Annotated in this window: 16 protein-coding genes and 1 pseudogene; 13 read left to right on the top strand and 4 right to left on the bottom strand. The window is 47.1% G+C overall.

Annotated features, from left to right (window positions below; all coding sequences use genetic code 11):
* Genes Q5C82_RS16500 through Q5C82_RS16485 form a run of 4 tightly spaced genes read left to right on the top strand, consistent with a single transcriptional unit; the run spans window position 1 to window position 4,045 of the window.
* The gene (locus tag Q5C82_RS16500) at window positions 1-969 is read left to right on the top strand and encodes a GDP-mannose 4,6-dehydratase (protein ID WP_032727232.1); all 969 of its coding nucleotides are present in this window, start codon (window positions 1-3) and stop codon (window positions 967-969) included.
* A gap of 23 nt (window positions 970-992) precedes the next feature.
* Window positions 993-1,904, top strand: coding sequence for a putative nucleotide-diphospho-sugar transferase (locus Q5C82_RS16495; RefSeq protein ID WP_003222980.1), 912 nt, complete (start codon window positions 993-995; stop codon window positions 1,902-1,904).
* 27 nt (window positions 1,905-1,931) lie between these two features.
* Complete coding sequence (locus Q5C82_RS16490) at window positions 1,932-3,095, top strand: glycosyltransferase family 2 protein (protein ID WP_003222982.1); 1,164 nt, start codon at window positions 1,932-1,934, stop codon at window positions 3,093-3,095.
* Between the two features lie 14 nt (window positions 3,096-3,109).
* The gene (locus tag Q5C82_RS16485) at window positions 3,110-4,045 is read left to right on the top strand and encodes a putative nucleotide-diphospho-sugar transferase (RefSeq protein ID WP_003222984.1); all 936 of its coding nucleotides are present in this window, start codon (window positions 3,110-3,112) and stop codon (window positions 4,043-4,045) included.
* A 31-nt stretch (window positions 4,046-4,076) separates the two neighbouring features.
* On the opposite strand, the gene Q5C82_RS16480 is transcribed toward Q5C82_RS16485, so the two are convergent.
* From Q5C82_RS16480 to Q5C82_RS16470, 3 genes are all read right to left on the bottom strand, one after another.
* Window positions 4,077-5,306: an MFS transporter gene (locus Q5C82_RS16480; protein WP_003222986.1), complete on the bottom strand. Its 1,230-nt coding sequence runs from the start codon at window positions 5,304-5,306 to the stop codon at window positions 4,077-4,079.
* A gap of 111 nt (window positions 5,307-5,417) precedes the next feature.
* The gene (locus tag Q5C82_RS16475) at window positions 5,418-6,125 is read right to left on the bottom strand and encodes a YjjG family noncanonical pyrimidine nucleotidase (protein ID WP_003222990.1); all 708 of its coding nucleotides are present in this window, start codon (window positions 6,123-6,125) and stop codon (window positions 5,418-5,420) included.
* Between the two features lie 91 nt (window positions 6,126-6,216).
* Window positions 6,217-7,602, bottom strand: a complete 1,386-nt coding sequence (locus Q5C82_RS16470) for an amino acid permease (protein WP_003222993.1) — start codon at window positions 7,600-7,602, stop codon at window positions 6,217-6,219.
* A 248-nt stretch (window positions 7,603-7,850) separates the two neighbouring features.
* Here Q5C82_RS16470 and yfmT point away from each other — a divergent pair, with 248 nt between their 5' ends.
* From yfmT to Q5C82_RS16430, 8 genes and pseudogenes are all read left to right on the top strand, one after another.
* Window positions 7,851-9,308 (top strand): benzaldehyde dehydrogenase, encoded by a 1,458-nt coding sequence (gene yfmT, locus Q5C82_RS16465; RefSeq protein WP_003222995.1) that lies wholly within the window; start codon window positions 7,851-7,853, stop codon window positions 9,306-9,308.
* A 13-nt stretch (window positions 9,309-9,321) separates the two neighbouring features.
* Window positions 9,322-10,182 (top strand): methyl-accepting chemotaxis protein, encoded by an 861-nt coding sequence (locus Q5C82_RS16460; RefSeq protein WP_079996302.1) that lies wholly within the window; start codon window positions 9,322-9,324, stop codon window positions 10,180-10,182.
* Window positions 10,183-10,315: 133 nt separating this feature from the next.
* The gene (locus tag Q5C82_RS16455) at window positions 10,316-12,205 is read left to right on the top strand and encodes an ABC-F family ATP-binding cassette domain-containing protein (protein ID WP_003222998.1); all 1,890 of its coding nucleotides are present in this window, start codon (window positions 10,316-10,318) and stop codon (window positions 12,203-12,205) included.
* 123 nt (window positions 12,206-12,328) lie between these two features.
* Window positions 12,329-12,775 carry a YfmQ family protein gene (locus Q5C82_RS16450; protein ID WP_003223000.1) on the top strand — a complete coding sequence of 149 codons (447 nt, stop codon included), beginning with the start codon at window positions 12,329-12,331 and terminating at the stop codon, window positions 12,773-12,775.
* Window positions 12,776-12,898: 123 nt separating this feature from the next.
* Window positions 12,899-13,321 (top strand): MerR family transcriptional regulator, encoded by a 423-nt coding sequence (locus tag Q5C82_RS16445; RefSeq protein ID WP_003223002.1) that lies wholly within the window; start codon window positions 12,899-12,901, stop codon window positions 13,319-13,321.
* Between the two features lie 64 nt (window positions 13,322-13,385).
* Window positions 13,386-14,576 (top strand): MFS transporter, encoded by a 1,191-nt coding sequence (locus Q5C82_RS16440; RefSeq protein ID WP_003223003.1) that lies wholly within the window; start codon window positions 13,386-13,388, stop codon window positions 14,574-14,576.
* A gap of 125 nt (window positions 14,577-14,701) precedes the next feature.
* Window positions 14,702-14,827 carry a hypothetical protein gene (locus tag Q5C82_RS16435; RefSeq protein ID WP_003223004.1) on the top strand — a complete coding sequence of 42 codons (126 nt, stop codon included), beginning with the start codon at window positions 14,702-14,704 and terminating at the stop codon, window positions 14,825-14,827.
* A 76-nt stretch (window positions 14,828-14,903) separates the two neighbouring features.
* Window positions 14,904-15,057, top strand: a pseudogene (locus Q5C82_RS16430) (hypothetical protein).
* A gap of 120 nt (window positions 15,058-15,177) precedes the next feature.
* On the opposite strand, the gene Q5C82_RS16425 reads toward Q5C82_RS16430, so the two are convergent.
* Window positions 15,178-16,734: an ABC-F family ATP-binding cassette domain-containing protein gene (locus tag Q5C82_RS16425; RefSeq protein ID WP_003223006.1), complete on the bottom strand. Its 1,557-nt coding sequence runs from the start codon at window positions 16,732-16,734 to the stop codon at window positions 15,178-15,180.
* 174 nt (window positions 16,735-16,908) lie between these two features.
* Here Q5C82_RS16425 and Q5C82_RS16420 point away from each other — a divergent pair, with 174 nt between their 5' ends.
* The gene (locus Q5C82_RS16420; protein WP_003223008.1) at window positions 16,909-18,039 is read left to right on the top strand and encodes a DEAD/DEAH box helicase; all 1,131 of its coding nucleotides are present in this window, start codon (window positions 16,909-16,911) and stop codon (window positions 18,037-18,039) included.
* Window positions 18,040-18,051: the final 12 nt, after the last annotated feature.

Below are 18,051 nucleotides of genomic sequence, written 5' to 3'. Positions count from 1 at the left end.
TTGAGTTTCTGGAAAAGTAAAAACGTATTTGTCACGGGGTGTACAGGTCTTTTAGGAAGCTATTTGGTGAAAGAGCTGATCGAACAGGGCGCAAACGTAACGGGGCTTGTCAGGGATCATGTGCCTCAATCCAGCCTTTACCAGGGAGAACATATCAAGAAAATGAACATCGTGCGGGGCTCTCTTGAAGACTTGCCTGTGATAGAACGAGCGCTTGGCGAGTATGAAATTGACACAGTCTTTCACCTCGCCGCTCAAGCGATTGTTGGCGTGGCGAACCGCAACCCGATATCTACCTTTGAAGCGAATATCCTCGGCACATGGAATATTCTCGAAGCCTGCCGGAAGCATCCGTTAATCAAGCGGGTGATTGTCGCTTCAAGTGATAAAGCTTACGGCGATCAAGAAAACCTTCCGTACGATGAAAATATGCCGCTGCAAGGCAAGCATCCGTACGACGTCTCAAAAAGCTGCGCAGATCTCATCAGCCACACATATTTTCACACGTACGGGCTCCCAGTCTGCATCACACGCTGCGGGAATCTGTACGGCGGTGGGGATTTGAACTTCAACCGCATCATTCCGCAGACGATTCAGCTTGTGCTGAACGGGGAAGCGCCGGAAATCCGCAGCGACGGGACGTTTGTCCGCGACTACTTCTATATTGAAGATGCCGTTCAGGCTTATTTGCTTCTGGCAGAAAAAATGGAAGAAAACAATCTTGCAGGGGAGGCCTTTAACTTCAGCAATGAGATCCAGCTGACTGTACTTGAACTGGTAGAAAAAATCTTGAAGAAAATGAACAGTGATCTGAAGCCGAAAGTGCTGAACCAGGGAAGCAATGAAATCAAACATCAATATTTATCAGCGGAAAAAGCAAGAAGGCTGCTGAATTGGACACCGGCCTACACCATTGATGAAGGACTTGAAAAAACGATTGAGTGGTATACGGAATTCTTCAAAAAGTAATGTGAAACGAGGTGAACATGACTGTGACCAGCGCGTATTGCACCGTTTTATCAAAAGGGAGATTATATCAGGCAGTCGCCTTATTTAAGTCTTTAGAGCAAGTTGACCAAGACAGTCCCATTTTTACGCTATGCATGGATGAAGATACGCACCGCGTCTTACAGAAACTGAAGATGAAGCAGCTAAATCTTGTGCCGGTGGCCGCACTCGAAAATGAAATGCTTCTGAAGCTGAAGGAAACGAGAGATCAAAGCGAGTACTGCTGGACGATGAAGCCGATCTTTCTGCAAGCTGTGCTGAACAGCAATCCCGAGCTGGAGCGTGTAACGTATATTGACGGGGATCTTTTTTTCTACGCTGATCCGTCGCCGATTTTTGAAAACCAGCCGGACTGTTCGGTGCTGCTTTCACGAGGTGATATCGTAATCCCTTCGTTTGAGAAAGAGCAGATTGACATGCTCCAGCGTCTTTTAGGCAGGTATAACTCCGGCTTTATCAGCTTTAAGCATGACGATGCCGGCACGGACTGCTTGGAGTGGTGGAAGGAACGCTGTCTTGAGGAATGCAAAAATGCCCCGGGTGAAGGGAAATTCGGTGATCAGGGCTATTTGGATTATATGTCTGAGCTGTTTCCGAATGTGTGTGACATTACGACACCCGGTGTGAACATTGGCCACTGGAACTACGGACAGCATACGTTTTCCTGGGAGGATGACCGGATTGTGCTGGAGGATGGCAGCCCGCTGATCTTTTACCATTTCAGCGGATACCGAATCGTCAGCATCAATCAAATCAAACAGATTCATGAAACAACCCGCACAGACCTGCCGTTTATGCATGAACTATACCAAGAGACGCTGCCGCATATCATTCAGCATATCAAAACGTTAGACCCTGAATTTAACGGTTTTGCTTCAAAAGATGACAACAAATAAATGATTTAATACAGGAAGTGAAATGAAGTGAAAGCAAGCGTTATTATTCCTGCATATAATTCAAAGGAGCGCCTGTATAACAGCCTTCTGTCATTAAACCAGCAGGAGTGCGATGAAGAATTTGAAGTCATTGTAGCGGACAATGGCTCTGAGGACGGGACGCTCTCAATGCTTGAGTCATTTCAAGCGGATTTTCCGCTGATCTTTACACGGATTAAAGAAAACAGGGGCATTGCGTACGGACGCAATCAGGCTCTTCGTAATGCCAGAGGAGAGATCCTCATTTTTCACGACAGCGATATGCTTGCGGCAAAGGATCATGTGGCAAAGCATATTAAAGCGCATGAGAATGAAGAGAATCTCGTCGTGTGCGGGTTGTTTTGGAAACGGATCTACAGTTTTTATTATGAACGCTTTGAAGATGAACATAAGCAACAGCTCGCAAAGCTCGTTGACGAAATGCCGAAAAAAGACAAACAAAAGCTGCTGCAGGAAGCGGACATCAAAAACGGAAGCTTTCTGGATAAAAGCTTTGACCTCGATACCGATTTTATTGACGTGCTCAAGCAGATTTTAGAGGAGTACGGCGATGACCTGATAGGCTATCATATGCCATGGCGCTTTTTTATCACGAATAATTCCTCTGTTAAACGCAAGCATGTGGTCGACCTCGGTTTATTTGATGAAGGCATTGTGCGGTACGGGTTTGAGGATTATGATCTCGGGATCAGGCTTCATCAGGCCGGACTGACGTTCAGGCTGCATCGCGACATTGTCAGTGTTCATCAGGAGCACCCGAGCAATTGTAAGTCTGTAGACGATATTCGGGCAAACATTGCCTATATGTGCGATAAATACAACAACATTCGCTCCTTAGACGTTCATCTCGCTTTTAACGGGCCGTTCCCTCCTGACATGACGAACGGCATCATGGCTGATATTCATAAGCTTTTAGAATCTCAGAAATACGACATGCTGCTGAATCTGTTTCTTGAGCTGCTCCATGTTGTCAAAGAGCGCAATATTGACCCGGATTGGCAAAAGAAACCCCAAAGGGTGACGGCGAAAAGCTTTGATTTACAAACTGTCCGTAAGCTTCTGCCAAAAGCGAAGAAAAAGCTTGGCGTGAACGATTTTGCCAACGCACTGTATGCGCTTGTCAACGATTTGCTGCACGTGGATCTTAGATAATTGGATGTGGTATAGTGAGTACATTTCATTTTTCAACGATAGTGTCAAGGACGCATATCTTTAAGCTGATGCCCATGATTCATTCTCTCCATGAGCATTGCGATGATTTTCACTTGTATGTGCTGTGTGTCGATCAGAAAGCGTATGAATTGCTTCAGCATGTGCCATGGGAACATGTGACCTTTGTGCAGCTGCATGAAATGGAAGACCCGGAGCTGCTGCAAGCGAAAAGCAATCGAACGTTTCATGAATATTGCTGGACATTGAAGCCGGCCTTTCTGTTCCATGTCATGAGCAAATGGGATAACGCTGAATACTTTGCTCATATGGATACCGATCTGTTTTTCTTTTCAGATCCGGCACGTATTTTTGCGGAAAACCCAACAGCTTCTCTGTATTTGACCGATCACCGCAACTCGCCGCGGTTCATGCCCTACTATGAGCGGACCGGCCGCTATAACACAGGTTTTGTCGGTGCGGGGAATACGAAGGAAGCATATGAAGCGGTGTGGCAGTGGAGACAGGAGTGCATTGCATTTTGTACGGTAGAAATGGATACGGAACGAAAGACGTACGGCGATCAAAGATATGTGGAGAAATGGCCGGCGCAGTATAAGGGTGTGCATGTGGTCAAATCAATCGGAGCCAATACAGCGCTTTGGAATATCGAAAATTATAAGGTCGGGCAAAAGGACGGCCGCGTGTATGTAAATGAAACGCCGCTGATATTCTATCATTTCTCCGGATTTACACTCGTTACGGAAAAAGAGTTTAATCTTTGCTGGTATTACCGAATTGAAGATGAAGCGACAGTTGAAATGATTTATATGCCGTATGTATTAAACCTGAAAAAATGGATTGACGAAATTCAGTCAGCGTTTCCGGACTTTGCGGACGGCTTTATCCCAAAGCACGCAGTGCCTGACACTCATTTTATACAGCTGGATTAAGAAACCCCTGCCGGATGGCAGGGGTTTTTCTTCAGCTATGCCATTCTCTCAGCTTCTGATCGCTCGGCAATAGGAAGGCTAGGATGCCGAGTACAGGGAGAAAGGCAATGGCAATCATCGTCGGGGTCAGTCCCGCGGCGTCAATCAGAGCGCCCAGCGCCACAGCGCCGATCGCGCCCATCCCGAAGGCGAGTCCGACGGTCAAACCGGACATTGTGCCGATTTTTCCAGGAACAAGCTCCTGTGCGTAGACAACCGTTACGGAAAAGCTCGACATCAGAACCAAGCCGATCAATGCAAGCACGCCATAGGCGAGCACCGGGCCGGCAAATGGAAGCAAAATTGCCAGCGGCGCCGAGCAGAGCAGCGAACCGAGGATCACGAAGCGTTTTCCGAAACGGTCTGCAAGCGGGCCGCCGAGAAACGTGCCGACAGCGCCGAACAGCAAAAAGACAAAAATATAGCTTTGTGCCTGCTGAATGCTTACGTGATATGTATCCATCGCGTAAAACGTGTAAAAGTTGCCGATCGCACTCGTATACCAAGAACGTGCAAAAATGAGAAATATAATAATGATAAGAGCAGATACAACAGACTTGGTGATGGCCGTATTTTCAGCTGTTTTCTTTTGTTTGCCTGACTTCTGGGCAAGGCTTCCGAGACGTGCGGCGTACCATTTCGCAATATACAGCAGAAACATAACAGCGAGCGCGGCGACAAGCGTGAACCAAACGGCGCCGAATTGTCCGAGCGGCACAAGAATCAGCGCGGTAATCAGAGGCGCCATCGCCTGGCCTGAGTTTCCGCCCACCTGATAGATCGACTGGGCGAGCCCGCGTTTTGTGCCGGCGGCCATATACGCTACACGGGAGCCTTCCGGATGGAAAATGGCGGAGCCTAATCCGATAAAAAACACACAGCACAAGATCGTTATGAATGAAGGGGCGAATGCAAGGCCGAAAATGCCGAGCATGCTGGCGGTCAAACCGATTGGCAACGCGTACGGTCGCGGCCGTTTATCGGTATACCAGCCGACGACAGGCTGCATCACAGATGACACCATGTTTAATGTGAAAGCGATGATGCCGAGCTGTGTAAACGTCAGGCTCATGGAGCGTTCTAAAATAGGGAACATGGCCGGAATCACGGCTTGCAGCGAATCGTTGAGCATGTGGCAGATTCCGATGATCATCAAAATCGGATACACCGTGGTGCCGGGTTTTTGAACGGTTTTTTCTTTTAGCGGGGTGGCGATAGCCAAGTGAGTCTCCTCCTTACATATATAGCCAAAGCATACCACCATATTATTCATAAGGTGAAGAATTTATCAAGAGGAAAAAAGACTCTTCTAAAAGAAAAGCCGCCAGCATGATTAGCAGCTGACGGTATGTTCGATATTCAAAATGTGATACAGCTCTTCAAGCTTGTGAATCTCATAAGTTGGCATGATCTCTGACTCATTTGGCTTCATGTCAGGGTTAATCCAGCAAGTATCAAGCCCGGCGAGCTGTCCGCCTTTGATATCGGCAGTGAGTGAATCGCCGATGAGTAATGTGTGCTCTGCTGAAAATTGGGGAATCCGTTCAAAGATATAATCGAAGTATTCCTTCATCGGTTTTTGAAAGCCTGTATCTTCAGAAACGAAAATATCCTTGAAGAACGGAAATAATCCTGAATCACGGAGGCGCTTGTACTGTGTCTTAGACACGCCGTTTGTCACGATATACAGATCAAACTGATGCTGCAGACTTGAGATGAGATCGAAGGCGCCGTCAATAAGCTGGTGCCCTTCTTCAAGAAAGCTGCGATATTTTTGTTCAAGCAAGGCACCATCCGCCTCATAACCGTATTCTTTGAACAAAGCGGAAAAACGGGTGTTCACGACTTCATCCCGTGTCATGTTTCCTTCTTCAAAGGCTCTCCACAAACCTTGATTGATTGTTTTATACTGCGTCTTCATTTCATCTGTTAAAGGAATGTTCTGATCTTCAAACAGCAAACGCAGTGCTAATGCTTCTGCCGCTTTAAAATCAAGGATGGTATCATCTACATCAAATAATAAAGTGCGGTATTGTTTCATCGGTTTGTCTCCCTTTCTCATATGTACTCAAAAGTATAGCATATAAAAAAAGGTAAAAGCCGGCGGGTGAGGCACCGCCGGCTTACAAGAGTTATTTGTTTAATAGGCTGTGTTTTCTAGAATACAGGAAATAAACCAGCGCCCCGACGGCGATCCAGATCACAAAGGAAAGCCATGTGACGCCGGGAAGGCTGTACATAAACCAAAGGCAGATGCCTGCGCTGATAATCGGCACAACCGGAACGAACGGCACTCTGAAGGACGCTTTGATTTCCGGGTATTTCTTTCTTAACACGATAACAGCGATTGAAATGACCGTAAACGCCGCCAGCGTTCCCATATTCACCAGATGGGCAAGCGTTCCGAGGTTAATAAAGCCGGCGATTCCGGCCGCAACGATACCAGTCAGCCATGTATTGCGGAACGGGGTTTTAAATGACGGATGAACCTTTGCGAACAACCCAGGCAGAAGGCCGTCTCTGCTCATAGCAAATGTCAAACGGACCTGAGCGTACAGCAAAGCGAGCATAACCGTCGTAATCCCGATAATCGCACCGACAGAAATAATACCGGCAACAGCGTCTTGGCCGACGAATTTTAGCGCAAAGGACACCGGATCTCCGACATTCAATTTCGTATAAGGCATCATGCCTGTCAAAACAAGCGAAACCGTGATGTACAGAACAGTACAAACGGCAAGAGCCGAAATAATGCCGACGGGCATGTTTTTTTGCGGATTTTTCACTTCCTCTGAAGCGTTAGAAACCGCGTCAAACCCTAGGTACGCGAAGAACACAGTTGCCGCGCTGACAATGACGCCTTTCATCCCGAACGGCATAAAAGGAGACCAGTTATCCGGTTTGACATAACCGATGCCGACAATAATGAACAATAAAATGATCCCGATTTTCATCAGTACGATGACGTTGTTAAAACGTGTGCTTTCCTTGACGCCTCTGCTGACAATCGCAGTGATGATGAGAATGATCACTGCAGCCGGAAGATTAAACACGGCGCCCGGCGTGCTTCCCGGCGCTCCTGTCAGTGCGGCCGGAATATGAAGGTTGAAGCCGGCAAGCAGTGATTGAAAGTATGAAGACCAGCCGGTGGCAACCGCTGATAGTGCAATGACATATTCAAGCATGAGATCCCATCCGATCAAAAAGGCGAGCAGCTCTCCGAGTGTCACATAGGAGTATGAGTACACGCTTCCCGAAATCGGAATCGATGACGAAAACTCAGCATAGCAGAAGGCAGCGAGCGCACAGGCGAGCCCGGCTAAAATAAACGATATGATGAGGGCGGGACCTGCACCGGTTGCGGCCACTGTTCCTGTGATGACAAAAATTCCTGTACCGATCACACAACCGATACCAAGCAAGGTTAAATCAAATGCGCTTAACGTGCGAGCAAGGCTTTTTGACTTGCTCTGCGCACTCAATGTTTCAAGCGGTTTTTTTCTGAATAATGAACTCATCAAAAGTTCCTCCTGAAAAATTCAAAATATTCTAATCATTATATACAGTTCTTGTTGTATTATATTGTCGAAATTTGGCGCAGTCAATCATATATTTTTCCGCTTTAAATGATAGAAGTGAAACAGCGTTGTCGTATGACAGGATAGTAATTTATTACTAATAACATATTCAATTTTATGCAAGGCGAACCGATAGAAAAAATAGATTCGCCCAATTTTGACTAGCGGTTAAAAAGGAGATGCTGACCATGTTTCAATATGAAGAGTTGAATAAACAATTTATCGGCGGGAAATGGCAGGAGGGCAGCAGCCCAAATGTATTAGAAAACAAAAATCCTTATACTCAAAAAACATTCACAACCTTCCAAAAAGCGACTGCTGACGATGTAGATGAAGCGTACCGGGCAGCGGCGCTGGCGAAGAAAAAATGGGATGCGGTCAATCCGTTTGAAAAAAGAACCATTTTAGAAAAAGCCGTCACGTATATTGAAGAGAACGAAGAAGCCATCATTTATTTGATTATGGAGGAGCTTGGCGGAACAAGGCTCAAAGCAGCCTTTGAAATCGGGCTTGTCAAAAACATTATGAAAGAAGCGGCGACGTTCCCTGTCCGCATGGAAGGAAAAATTCTTCCGTCAACAATAGATGGCAAGGAAAACAGATTATATCGCGTGCCGGCAGGCGTTGTCGGTGTCATCAGCCCATTTAACTTCCCATTCTTTTTATCTATGAAATCAGTGGCGCCCGCGCTCGGAGCAGGCAATGGCGTCGTTTTAAAGCCGCATGAAGAAACACCGATTTGCGGCGGTACACTGATTGCGAAAATTTTTGAGAACGCGGGAATCCCAGAGGGGCTGCTGAATGTCGTTGTCACAGACATTGCAGAAATCGGAGACAGCTTTGTGGAACACCCGGTACCGCGGATCATCTCATTTACAGGTTCTACGAAAGTCGGCAGCTATATCGGCCAGCTTGCGATGAAGCATTTTAAAAAGCCGCTTCTTGAGCTCGGCGGAAACAGCGCCTTTATCGTGCTTGAAGATGCGGATATCGAATATGCGGTCAATGCGGCAGTGTTTAGCAGATTTACCCATCAAGGGCAGATCTGTATGTCAGCCAACCGCGTACTTGTTCACTCATCAATTTATGATAAGTTCCTTGAAATGTATCAGGCAAAAGTGGAATCGCTGAAGGTTGGCGACCCGATGGACCCTGACACGATTATCGGGCCATTAATCAACAGCAGACAGACGGACGGGCTGATGAAATCTGTTGAGAAAGCGATTGAAGAAGGGGCTGTTCCAGTGAAGCTTGGCGGGTTTAACGGGACAATTGTGGAACCGACGATCTTAAAAGACGTGAAACCGTTCATGAGCATTGCCAAGGAAGAGCTATTCGGACCTGTCGTCTCCTTTATGAAGTTTGATTCAGAAGACGAAGCGGTTGATATCGCAAACGAAACGCCGTTTGGTTTGAGCGGTGCCGTACATACGTCAAATCTTGAACGCGGCGTGGCTTTTGCGAAGCGCATTGAAACAGGCATGATTCATGTCAATGACACGACAATCAATGATGAACCGAATGTGGCCTTCGGCGGTGAAAAGCAATCCGGTCTCGGCCGATTGAACGGCGAGTGGAGCCTTGAAGAATTTACGACACTGAAATGGATTTCGGTCCAGCACCAAAAACGCAGCTTCCCTTATTAATGAATAGGAGTGAATCGAATTGAGCATAAGAACGGAAAAAGAAACCGCAGATCTTCTGGACGCGTTTGTCAAAGTAGCCCCTTATTTAAACAGCCTGGTCCAAGATGATATTACAATCGGCATTTACGATACGGAAAAATTACTTGTGAATATACCGGCCAAAACCTTTTCTCTGAACGTAAAAGCCGGTGATCCGCTGCAGGAAGGGGATATTATCACAGATGCTATCCGCACCAATCAGAAGAAGACGAGCATGGTTCCGAAAGAATTGTTCGGCTTCCCATTGATTGCACGTGCCATCCCGCTCCACGACGAGAATGGAAGAGTGATAGGAGGCGTCGGCCTCGGGACGAGCCTTGAGGAGTCATCAAAGCTGCATGATGTGGCGGAAAGCTTATCAGCTATCGTTGAACAAACGGCCGCAGCCATTTCCGATATTTCTGAATCAATCAACGGGTTTTCAACTCAAATGTCAGGCATTTCCTCTCAGGCGAAAAAGGTGAGTGAAAGCGCCGGTGAAATTGCCGATATTTCAGTAACCGTGAAAGGCATCTCAGACCAAAGCAACCTGCTCGGCTTGAACGCCGCAATCGAAGCAGCGAGAGCAGGAGAGTCCGGAAAAGGCTTCTCTGTCGTCGCAGATGAGATCAGAAAGCTAGCGACGCATTCGAAAGAAAATGTCGGCCAGATTGACCAGATCACGAAAAAAATCCACAGCCTGCTGAAAGGGCTGGAGGAATCAATTGAGTCGATTAATCAGCATACAGACGGACAAGCCGCTGCCGTTGAACAAATTTCCTCCACGATGCAGGAGATTTCAGGAAGTGCACAGCATCTCGCAAAAATGGCAGAAAAAGCGCTAGAGGAAGAATAAGAGACCGGGACAAATGTCCCCGGTTTTTTTTCTATCTTGTATTTCCATGAAACTTGTCCGACGTTTTACTAGTTTTATTCCAGCGGCTGATTTAAAATGTACACATGAACTTACGTGAGGATTGATTGGAATCATGAGTATATTAAAAGCGGAAAATCTGTATAAAACATACGGAGATAAAACATTATTTGACCACATCTCCTTTCATATTGAAGAGAATGAGAGAATCGGATTAATCGGACCGAATGGAACAGGAAAATCAACGCTGCTAAAAGTGATCGCCGGCTTGGAATCTATTGAAGAGGGAGAAATCACGAAATCCGGCAGCGTGCACGTCGAATTTCTTCATCAAGACCCGGAGCTGCCTGCGGGGCAAACTGTGCTGGAGCATATCTATTCCGGTGAATCGGCTGTGATGAAAACCTTGCGTGAATATGAAAAAGCGCTGTATGAACTGGGGGAAGATCCCGAAAATGAACAGCGCCAGAAGCACCTGCTGGCGGCGCAGGCAAAAATGGATGCGAATAACGCGTGGGATGCGAATACCTTGGCGAAAACCGTATTGTCTAAGCTGGGCGTCAACGATGTAACAAAGCCAGTCAACGAGCTCTCAGGCGGCCAGAAAAAACGGGTGGCCATTGCCAAAAACTTAATTCAGCCAGCTGATCTGCTCATTTTAGACGAGCCGACCAACCATTTGGATAATGAAACGATTGAGTGGCTTGAAGGATATTTAAGTCAATATCCCGGCTCCGTCATACTGGTGACGCACGACAGGTATTTCTTAAACCGTGTCACGAACCGAATTTATGAGTTAGAACGAGGCAGCCTCTACACGTATAAAGGCAACTATGAAGTGTTTTTAGAAAAACGAGCGGAACGGGAAGCACAGGCTGAGCAAAAGGAAACGAAGCGGCAAAACCTGCTGCGCCGCGAACTGGCTTGGCTCAGACGGGGAGCGAAAGCCCGTTCCACAAAACAAAAGGCGAGAATTGACCGAATGGAGACGCTTAAGGAGCAGAAAGGGCCTCAGTCGTCGGGTTCACTCGACTTTGCAATTGGCTCCCACCGTCTTGGCAAACAGGTCATTGAAGCGGAGAACGTGATGATCGCTTATGACGGTCGCATGCTCGTCGACCGCTTTAATGAATTGGTCATACCGGGTGAACGGATCGGGATTATTGGACCGAACGGCATCGGAAAAACAACGCTGTTAAACACCCTTGCCGGCCGTCATACTCCAGACGGCGGCCATATTACAATCGGACAGACGGTCAGAATCGGCTACTATACCCAGGATCACAGTGAAATGAATGGCGAGTTAAAGGTCATTGAATATATAAAAGAAACGGCGGAGGTCGTCAAAACAGCGGATGGCGATATCATTACAGCTGAACAAATGCTGGAGCGTTTCCTCTTCCCGCGTTCGATGCAGCAGACGTATATCCGCAAGCTGTCCGGAGGGGAAAAACGCCGTTTATACTTACTTCAGGTTCTCATGCAGGAGCCGAATGTCCTGTTTCTCGATGAGCCGACGAACGATTTGGATACTGAAACATTAAGCGTCCTGGAGGATTATATTGACCAGTTCCCTGGCGTCGTCATCACCGTATCCCATGACCGCTACTTCCTTGACCGTGTCGTCGACCGTTTGATTGTGTTTGAAGGAAATGGCGTCATTTCCCGCTTCCAAGGCTCTTACAGCGAGTATATGGAGGAGTCAAAAGCGAAGAAAACCGCTGAAAAACCGGCGGCTGAAGTAAAGCCGGCTGAAGCCGAGCCGAAGAAAAAACGGAAAAAGCTTTCTTACAAAGATCAGCTTGAATGGGACGGCATCGAAGATAAAATTGCCCAGCTAGAAGAGAAGCATGAGCAGCTCGAAGCTGACATCGCCGCAGCAGGCAGCGATTTCGGAAAAATCCAAGAGCTGATGGCCGAGCAGGCCAAAACAGCGGAAGAGCTTGAGGCTGCTATGGATCGGTGGACAGAATTGTCCCTCATGATAGAAGAGCTGGAAAGCTAAAAAAGCGCGGCCTGCAGCAGGCCGCGCTTTTTTCACATAATGTACAAAAACGAACCAGCCATCCTATGATAGGATGGAGTTGTGTGTCAGCGGCACATGCAAAACTAACGGAGATGATGAAGTATGACATGGACGATCGTGCTGTTAATCCTCATGAGTTTGGTAAAAATCGTATTAACCTGTCTTCCAACAGGCGTTATGGAATGGCTGCTCAGCAAATTCGCGGTGCACGCCAAGCTGAGTGACGAAAATGCTGTTCTCTCCCTGGATGGAAAACGTCTCGAAGGTGAAGAGAAACAGAAAGTAATTGACCAATTTAACGAAGCTGTCTTCCTGGAGAAATATTATATCTATCCAGGTGATGAAGAGCGTTATTTACATCCAGAAAACGGCGGCACGCCACTGGTTATAGATACGAAAAAAGGCAATAAAGATGTGAAGCTGTTTGTATACAGCTATGACGACCATATCGACGTCGTAAAGCAGTACAAGAAGAAAGTCATTGCGTATCAATTGCTTTCTGACAGCCTTCAAAAGCAGCCCCTCTCAGTGACAGGAAGTTTGGCTTAAACAGGACAGTGAAAGACGGGTGATTGATGCACTCGTCTTTTTTATTGATTTTTAAAACTTGACGTTTACGTTAAGGTTCAAAAGGTGTATAATGGTAACAGAAACGGCGAAGGGGGATTTACCTTGGAATGGATGAAGATTGATCAAGTAGCCAAAAGAAGCGGGCTGACTAAGCGGACCATCCGGTTTTATGAAGAGATCGGCTTGATTCCGGCGCCGAAACGGACAGACGGCGGCGTAAGGCTTTATTCAGAGGATGATATGGAGGAGCTTGAGAAAGTCATCAGCACAAAAGAGGTGCTCGGTTTTTCCCTTCAGGAGCTTCAGCATTTCATGGAAACCAGCCGCCAGCTAGAGTTAAACAAAGAGGGGTATTTGTTGTCACTGGATCCTAAGGAACGGAAAGAAAAACTGGAGGAAATTCAGGAAACCCTGAATCACCAGTTGGATTTGATTGATGAGAAAATCCGCACATTCGAAAGCTTTAAAGAACGCCTGCAAGGCATGAAAGGTAAGGCGGAACGTGCTATTCAATCAATCGAATGAAAGTTTGCCAAACGCTATTTTTGTAGCGTTTCTTTTAATGGAATAAAGATGGAGGTCAGGTCAAATGGATAAGACAAAACAAGTGAATCAGAAAACGGGCTTGCTCAGCCAGCCGAAAGCTGTGTGGGCTGTCGCGTTTGCCTGTGTGATTTCCTTTATGGGAATCGGGCTGGTCGATCCAATTCTTCCGGCAATTGCCGCACAATTACATGCTTCACCTAGTGAAGTATCACTCTTGTTTACAAGTTATTTGCTTGTTACCGGATTTATGATGTTTTTCTCAGGAGCCATTTCCAGCCGCATCGGCGCGAAATGGACATTAATTCTCGGACTTATTTTTATTATTGTGTTTGCGGCGCTTGGCGGCAGCTCAAGTTCAATTGCTCAGCTAGTCGGCTATCGCGGCGGCTGGGGATTAGGTAATGCTTTGTTTATTTCAACAGCGCTTGCGGTTATCGTCGGCGTGTCAGTCGGGGGCAGCGCCCAAGCAATTATTTTGTATGAGGCTGCGCTCGGTCTCGGGATTTCTGTCGGGCCGCTTGCAGGCGGAGAGCTTGGAAGCATTTCATGGCGCGCACCGTTCTTCGGAGTATCTGTCCTGATGTTTATTGCGTTAATCGCGATTTCTTTCATGCTTCCGAAGCTGCAGAAACCGGCGAAACGCGTCGGAGTGTTTGATGCGATGAAGGCACTCAAATATAAAGGCCTTTTGACAATGGCGGTATCTGCATTCTTATACAACTTTGGATTTTTTATTCTGCTTGCTTATTCTCCGTTCGTTCTGGATTTAGATGAACATGGTCTTGGATATGTCTTCTTCGGCTGGGGCCTTTTACTGGCGATTACGTCAGTCTTTACGGCGCCGCTCGTGCACAAAGCGATGGGCACAGTGCGTTCCTTGGTCGTTCTCTTTATCGCCTTTGCGGTGATTTTGATCATCATGGGCATCTGGACAGAGCATCAGGCGTTGATTATTACATGTATCGTTGTGGCCGGTGCTGTCCTTGGTATGGTCAATACGATCATGACAACAGCTGTCATGGGTTCTGCGCCGGTTGAACGATCAATCGCGTCTTCAGCCTACAGCTCAGTCCGCTTCATCGGCGGCGCGCTCGCTCCGTGGATTGCGGGAATGCTGTCAGAACACTTCACCGCAAGCACACCATATACGGTAGGCGGAATCGTCGTTTTTGTCGGCATGCTCGTCCTTCTCATGGGACGCAAACATCTTGCCGGAGTTAAGGCGGGACATTAATAATGAAAGACACTGCACAAATGCAGTGTCTTTTTTCATTTGATCAAGTTATACCCTGTATTGTCAGTATTCACGATCAGTTATAATGGCATCATCATAAAATTAGTGCAGGAAAGGACAGCCTTATGACACAATTTTACTATTTAACGGCTAAAACTCCTTTAGAAACGGTTCTTTCAGGCAACAAAAACGGCGTTCACGGAAAGGGCATCCGCTTCGGTCTGGCATTGATGCGGCGGGTATTTATCTAGAAGAGGCCGAGAATGTATCCGTCATTTACGATTGCTATATCAAGTGATGGTTCATGCTGTAGAGGGGACGTTTGCCATGGATAAGACAAAGCCAGACGAATATGATCAGAAGTGTTTAGAAACGCTCTATCAATACATACACAGCGTCATGAAAAACAGCTTTTCTGTAGAGTGGTTCACCGCTTGGGCTGATGAGGAAGACTTTGAATTGTCTGCCAAAAGAGAGCTGACCCCCTTGATGAATTCACCTCGCCGTTGCAGCTCATTTTAAAAGACAGAGAGCTTTTGAGAATCGTTCAAAAAAATGGCAGTAAAAAACCCGCCCTTCAGCAAGCGGGTTTTTTTATAAATTAAAGCACTTTCGTCGTCCAAGACTCGCAGTTCCACGTTTCTGTCGCGATATCCATATAAAACTCTGGCTCGTGGGAGATGAGCAGAATGGAGCCTTTGTATTCTTTGAGGGCGCGCTTGAGCTCTTCCTTGGCATCGACATCCAAGTGGTTTGTCGGCTCATCGAGCACCAGCAGGTTTGTTTCTGAATTGATCAGCTTGCACAATCTGACTTTCGCTTTTTCGCCTCCGCTTAATACGGAAACGCGGCTTTCGATATGCTTTGTTGTCAGTCCGCATTTTGCCAGAGCGGCACGGATTTCATACTGCGTATAAGAAGGGAATTCACTCCATACCTCTTCGATGCACGTATTGTTGTTTGACTCCTTGACCTCTTGCTCGAAATAGCCGGTAAAGAGATGCTCGCCGCGTTCAACCGAGCCTTCAAGCGGCTGGATTTCGCCCAACAGGCTTTTCAGCAATGTCGTTTTTCCGATCCCGTTTGCGCCGTAAAGGGCAATTTTTTGGCCGCGCTCCATGCGGAGGTTCAGCGGACGTGACAATGGGGAATCGTAACCGATCACCAGATCCTTCGTTTCAAAAATCAGCTTGCCTGACGTTCTCGCCGGCTTGAAGTGGAATTCCGGCTTTGGCTTTTCTGCCGCAAGCTCGATCATATCCATCTTATCGAGTTTCTTTTGGCGGGACATCGCCATGTTTCTCGTGCTGACGCGGGCTTTGTTGCGGGCAACGAAATCCTTCAGCTCCGCGACTTCCTGCTGCTGCTTTTTGTAGGCCGCTTCAAGCTGTTGTTTCTTCACCTCGTAAACTTCCATAAACTGATGGTAGTCGCCGACATAGCGTGTCAGCTCCTGATTTTCAACATGATAAATCAGGTTGATGACGCTGTTTAAGAACGGAATATCATGGGAAATCAGGATGAACGCGTTCTCGTATTCCTGCAGGTAGCGTTTCAGCCATTCGATATGCTGCTCATCAAGATAGTTGGTCGGCTCATCGAGAAGCAGAATTTCCGGCTTTTCAAGGAGAAGCTTGGCGAGAAGAACCTTGGTGCGCTGTCCGCCGCTCAGATCAGTGACATCGCGCTCTAATCCGATATCGCTCAAGCCGAGGCCGCGGGCGATTTCTTCCACCTTGGAATCAATGACATAAAAATCATTGTTCGTCAGCGCGTCTTGAATCACGCCAACTTCTTCAAGCAGCTTTTCGAGCTCGTCGGGATCAGCTTCGCCCATTTTGTTGTAAATCTCGTTCATTTCTTCTTCCATCGCAAATAAATAATGGAATGCGTCTTTCAGAACGTCACGGATGGATTTTCCTTTTTCCAGCACGGTATGCTGATCCAGATAGCCGACACGGACATTTTTTGACCATTCGACTTTTCCCTCATCAGGTTCAAGCTTTCCGGTAATAATATTCATGAAGGTTGATTTTCCTTCACCGTTTGCGCCGATCAGCCCGACGTGCTCGCCTTTTAGCAGGCGGAAGGAGACGTTATTAAAAATGGCCCGGTCACCAAAGCCGTGGCTTAAATCCTTTACAGATAAAATACTCATATTTACACCTCTATCGTTTATCAAACACGCACAATCGGCGTGTATTATTCACCCTTTTGATTATAAAGGAGGAATCGGAATGTTGAAAGGTATAGGAAAGAAAAAGAAAAATTGCGTTCCGGGCGAGGTTTTGAGATACTATGGAATAGATTTCACGAATTGAGGAGAACAAAAATGACGCAAACTTGGCCATTTTTACATAATGCACAATCATTTATTCAAGAGAATTGGAATGCTTCCGGTTTTCAAAAGCCGACTCCTGTTCAGGAACAGGCGGCCCAGCTGATTATGGACGGAAGGGATGTTATCGCGGAATCGCCGACAGGCACAGGCAAGACGCTGGCGTACGCACTTCCGGTCATGGACCGGATCAAACCAGAACAGAAGCATCCGCAGACGGTGATTTTAGCGCCATCCCGTGAGCTGGTGATGCAGATCTTTCAGGTGATTCAGGATTGGAAAGCGGGCTCTGAGCTGCGTGCGGCTTCCTTAATCGGCGGGGCGAATGTAAAGAAGCAGATCGAAAAGCTGAAAAAACATCCGCATATCATTGTCGGCACGCCAGGCAGGGTGTTTGAACTGATTAAAGCGAAGAAACTCAAAATGCATGAAGTGAAAACAATCGTACTGGATGAAACGGATCAACTTATCCTGCCGGAGCATCGCGAAACGATCAAGCAAATTATTAAAACGACATTAAGAGACCGACAGCTTCTTTGTTTTTCTGCCACACTCAAAAAGGAAACGGAGGACGTGCTCCGCGAATTGGCGCAAGAGCCTGAGGTGTTGAAGGTGCAGCGAAGCAAGGCGGAAGCTGGGAAAGTGAAGCATCAATATCTGATTTGCGACCAGCGCGACAAAGTGAGGCTGCTGCAAAAGCTGTCAAGACTTCAAGGCATGCAGGCACTCGTATTTGTGAGAGACATCGGCAACCTGAGTGTGTATGCGGAAAAGCTGGCGTATCACCATGTCGATCTCGGCGTTCTGCACAGTGAAGCAAAAAAAATGGAGCGGGCGAAAATCATTGCCGCGTTCGAAGACGGGGAATTCCCGCTCTTATTAGCGACTGACATTGCCGCACGCGGCTTAGACATTGAAAACCTGCCATATGTGATCCATGCTGATATTCCTGACGAAGACGGCTACGTTCACAGATCAGGCCGAACAGGCCGGGCTGGAAAAGAAGGCAACGTACTGAGCCTCGTGACGAAACTGGAAGAATCAAAGCTGAAAAAAATGGCGAAGAAGCTTGGTGTGGAGCTGAGTGAAGCTGTTTATGCAGGCGGAAAACTGAAGACGAAATAAAAAGGAGGGCGG

The organism is uncultured Bacillus sp., assembly GCF_958411575.1.
Classification (GTDB): Bacteria; Bacillota; Bacilli; order Bacillales; family Bacillaceae; genus Bacillus; species Bacillus spizizenii.
Note: the sequence above shows the minus strand (reverse complement) of the source record. Positions and strands in the feature narration are given on the sequence as shown.

Excerpts from the sequence above, each read along its gene's own strand:
- Q5C82_RS16475 (WP_003222990.1), bottom strand. The coding sequence starts at position 6,125 with ATGAAACAATACCGCACTTTATTATTTGATGTAGATGATACCATCCTT.
- Q5C82_RS16470 (WP_003222993.1), bottom strand. The coding sequence starts at position 7,602 with ATGAGTTCATTATTCAGAAAAAAACCGCTTGAAACATTGAGTGCGCAG.
- yfmT (WP_003222995.1), top strand. The coding sequence starts at position 7,851 with ATGTTTCAATATGAAGAGTTGAATAAACAATTTATCGGCGGGAAATGG.
- Q5C82_RS16455 (WP_003222998.1), top strand. The coding sequence starts at position 10,316 with ATGAGTATATTAAAAGCGGAAAATCTGTATAAAACATACGGAGATAAA.
- Q5C82_RS16450 (WP_003223000.1), top strand. The coding sequence starts at position 12,329 with ATGACATGGACGATCGTGCTGTTAATCCTCATGAGTTTGGTAAAAATC.
- Q5C82_RS16440 (WP_003223003.1), top strand. The coding sequence starts at position 13,386 with ATGGATAAGACAAAACAAGTGAATCAGAAAACGGGCTTGCTCAGCCAG.
- Q5C82_RS16435 (WP_003223004.1), top strand. The coding sequence starts at position 14,702 with ATGACACAATTTTACTATTTAACGGCTAAAACTCCTTTAGAAACGGTT.
- Q5C82_RS16425 (WP_003223006.1), bottom strand. The coding sequence starts at position 16,734 with ATGAGTATTTTATCTGTAAAGGATTTAAGCCACGGCTTTGGTGACCGG.
- Q5C82_RS16420 (WP_003223008.1), top strand. The coding sequence starts at position 16,909 with ATGACGCAAACTTGGCCATTTTTACATAATGCACAATCATTTATTCAA.